The sequence below is a fragment of the Flavobacterium sp. genome (assembly GCF_028712645.1).
Classification (GTDB): domain Bacteria; phylum Bacteroidota; class Bacteroidia; order Flavobacteriales; family Flavobacteriaceae; genus Flavobacterium.
Genome location: NZ_JAQTPQ010000380.1, coordinates 1 through 2,582, shown reverse-complemented (window position 1 = coordinate 2,582; position 2,582 = coordinate 1). Strand labels below are relative to the sequence as shown.

2 protein-coding genes are annotated in these 2,582 nt (G+C 35.4%); one reads left to right on the top strand and one right to left on the bottom strand.

The window, feature by feature from the left end; all coding sequences use genetic code 11:
* Positions 1 to 1,201, bottom strand: a 1,201-nt coding sequence (locus PHC28_RS18140; protein ID WP_300103841.1) for an amidohydrolase family protein, incomplete at its 3' end; no start/stop codon positions are given.
* Between the two features lie 242 nt (positions 1,202 to 1,443).
* On the opposite strand from PHC28_RS18140, the gene recJ reads away from it, so the two are divergent.
* A partial coding sequence (gene recJ / locus PHC28_RS18135) for a single-stranded-DNA-specific exonuclease RecJ (RefSeq protein ID WP_300103837.1) occupies positions 1,444 to 2,582 on the top strand: 1,139 nt, incomplete at its 3' end.

Genomic DNA, 2,582 nt, shown 5'->3' with positions numbered 1-2,582 from the left:
AACGATTGACAACCGCCATTTTAAGAATATCATTTTCCGTGTCTGAAACGATTTTTCCGTCAACGATTAAGGATTTGTGATGAATTTCATTGGTAATCAATTGTCCTTCCAAGGCTTCGATAACTCTAATTTTCGAACCTTTTCCAGATACTTGAAAGTCACTGATTTTTTTGGAAGTAATATTAAAATTATTGGGCGATTCAAACGGAATATGTTTCACAAAAGATTCGCCATTTTCGGCAACCAATTCACCATTGATATAAGTTTGTTTTACTTTAAAATCAACTAAATCTTCGACCACGATAAAATCGGCAGCATCGTTTTCTTTCAATAATCCTACGTTCATTTTGTAATGATTTACAGGATTTACGCAAGCAGCTTGCAAGACTTTAAAAACGTCAATTCCTTTGGCGACAGCCCGAGCGCAAAGCAAATTAATATGTCCCACAATTAAATCATCAGGATGTTTGTCATCTGAACAAAACATCATATTCTCATAGTTTTCAGGAAGTAAATCGATTAAGGCTTCGAAGTTTTTGGCGGCACTTCCTTCGCGAATAAGCACTTTCATTCCTAGTGACAATTTTTCTTCGGCTTCTTCAAAAGTGAAACATTCGTGGTCGGTTGTGATTCCTGCTGAAATGTATTTTTTTATGGGTTCGTCTCTTAATCCAGGAGCGTGACCATCAACGGGTTTTTCAAAATGTTTGGCCCATTCAATTTTTTTCATAACTTCTTCGTCATCGAATAAAACGCCGGGATAATTCATCATTTCCGCCAAATAATAAATATCAGGCGAAGCCATTAATTCCTTAATTCCTTCCGAATCGATAGTCGCACCAGCACTTTCGAAAATGGTAGCAGGAACACAAGATGGAGCACCAAAATGAAATTTCAACGGTACTTTTTTACCATTTTCAATCATATAATAAACACCGGCAGTTCCTAAAACATTGGCAATTTCGTGTGGATCGGAAATCGTAGCAACCGTTCCGTGAAGCACAGCAATTTTTGCAAATTCAGAAGGAACAAGCATCGAACTTTCGATATGAATGTGCGAATCGATAAATCCGGGAAGAATAAAACTTTTTACCTCGTGATTTTTCTTGATTATCGAAATGATTTTCCCGTTTTCGACAGTGATTTCACCAGCATAAATACGTTGGTTTTGGATATCGACAATTTGTCCTTGAATTTGCATTTTTGTTTATTTTAAATAAAAAATAGAACTCAAAAGTACTATGATTTTGCGTTAATTTTGAGGCTTTTTTGATTTTTTTTTAATTAATTTTATTTTTTGAACCATTAAGATATTAAGTTTCATTAAGGTCTAATGCTTAATGAAACTTAATATCTTAATGGTTTTCTTTTTGACCATATTTTAAACTAAATTTGTCCTAACACACAAAATCGTAATTCGTAATTCTCAATCCGTAATTAATTATGCGCTGGACTATCAAACCAAAACCTTCGGAAGAAAAAGTAAAGCATCTTGCTAAAGCTTTGAATATTGAGGAATTTGTGGCTACACTTTTGGTTCAACGCGGCATTGAAACCTATGAAGATGCACGACAATTTTTTCGTCCCACTTTAGAAGATTTGCATAATCCTTACTTGATGAAAGATATGGACAAAGCAGTCAAACGCATTGAATTGGCAATTGAAAAAGGCGAAAATATTCTCGTTTTTGGCGATTATGATGTCGATGGAACAACAGCAGTTTCATTAGTTTCTTCTTATTTAAAAACCTATTATCCAAATGTTGCCACTTATATTCCAGATCGTTACGACGAAGGTTATGGTATTTCTTTCAAAGGAATTGACTTTGCCGAAGACAATGGTTTCTCGCTGATTATTGCCTTGGATTGTGGAATAAAATCCATTAATCACGTGGCTTACGCCAATGAAAAAAACATCGATTTTATCATTTGTGACCACCACCGACCAGGAGAGTTTTTACCAGAAGCCATTGCAGTTTTAGATCCAAAACGAGACGATTGTACTTATCCGTATGATGAATTGTGTGGTTGTGGTATTGGTTTCAAATTAATTCAAGCATTAGGAGAAAATAGAAACCAAACTATAGAAGATTTGACTTCTTATTTGGATTTGGTGGCAACAGCAATTGCTGCAGACATTGTTCCGATGACGGGAGAAAATCGGGTTTTGGCTTATTTTGGTTTGCAAGTTATCAACTCTGATCCGAGACCAGGAATCAAAGCTTTGGTTCACCAAATAAAAAAACAAACTTTAGATATAACCGACGTAGTTTTTATCATTGCACCCAGAATCAATGCTGCAGGAAGAAACAAACACGGGAATCACGCCGTGGAATTATTGTCGGAATTTGACTTTGATCAAGCCCAACAATTTGCTTCGGAAATTGAACTTTATAATTCTGAAAGGAAAGATTTAGACAAACAAATTACCAAAGAAGCACTGGCTCAAATATTAGAAAATAAGGAAGAAAAGAATTTTACATCGGTGGTTTTTCAAGAAGATTGGCACAAAGGCGTAATAGGAATTGTGGCTTCGAGATTGATTGAAACGTATTATCGCCCGACATTGGTTTTTACCAAAAG